The organism is Polaromonas sp. P1_G2 (assembly GCF_056405515.1).
Window position 1 is genome coordinate 1 of sequence record NZ_JBFUBY010000524.1, and the last position, 1139, is coordinate 1139.

Genomic DNA, 1139 nt, shown 5'->3' on the forward strand with positions numbered 1-1139 from the left:
GGCCGTCACCTGGGCCTTGTCCCACACCGTGCCGTCGGCAAACTCGATTTGCTCAATCCGGTACCTGTCGTGGAAGAACCAGTTCTTCACCGTGATCACATCGGCCGTGCCCTCTATGTGCAGATAGAGGTGCCAGGCATCACGGGTGATCTTGACATCACTTGCCAGCACCGCATCGCCAAAGCGAATGGTGTCGACATTTCCCACGGTATCGTCGGACTCAGCGATGGTGTCCGAGCCGTCTCCTCGCTTGTAGAGGTAAACGTCGTTGCCTGCGTTGCCGTACAGCGTATCGTTGCCGGTGCCGCCATCGAACACGTCGCCCAGCATGGATCCCATGATGACATCATCACCCGCCGTGCCCATAAACAGCGCCATCGCCGACAGGGCCGAGGTGCCCCATACAGTGCCATCGGCAAATTCAACCTGCTCTATCCTCCTGTCGCCGTTGCCGAACCACTCGGTCAGCGTGATCCTGTCTGCCGTACCGTTGATGCCGAGATACAAGTTATTGCCGCTACGCGTCACCTGGACGTCAGACACGGCCACCGTGCTGTCGAAACGGAGCGTATCGACATTGCCGGCCAGGGGGTCGTATTCGTTGATGGTGTCCGAACCGTCTCCGCGCTTGTACAGGTAGACGTCGTTGCCGGCACCGCCATTGAGGGTGTCGTTGCCAGCCCCACCGTCGATCACGTCGTCGCCATCGGTACCCGCCAGCATGTCATCCCCGTCGGTGCCCGCAAATACGATGGGAAGCGCATCCACGTCGGCCCTGTGCCAGACCGTTCCGTCGGCGAATTCAATGATCTCGACCTGATGGGCTTCGTCCAGAAACCAGCCGTCAAGGGCTATCCTGTCGCTGGTTCCCTCAATCGTCAAAAAGAGGCTGGAACTGTCGCGCGTGAGCCTGATGTCGCCGGGCGCAACCGTTGCGTCAAACCGGAGCGTGTCGATGTTGCCGGCTGTTTCGTCGTAATCGGAGATCTCGTCATTGCCGCTGCCGCGACCGAAGAGGTACACGTCGTTACCCGTCCCGCCTTCGAGGTAGTCATCCCCCGCACCACCGTCGAGGGTATCGTTGCCGCCATTGCCATACAGCTCGTCGTCGCCGGCCAGCGCATGGAACACCTCGGAAG

At 60.4% G+C, this 1139-nt stretch carries 1 protein-coding gene; it reads right to left on the reverse strand.

What is annotated here, in order from left to right:
- Positions 1-1139 (reverse strand): calcium-binding protein (locus tag AC1D0P_RS25890; RefSeq protein ID WP_477679344.1); only part of this gene is annotated, 1139 nt, incomplete at both ends.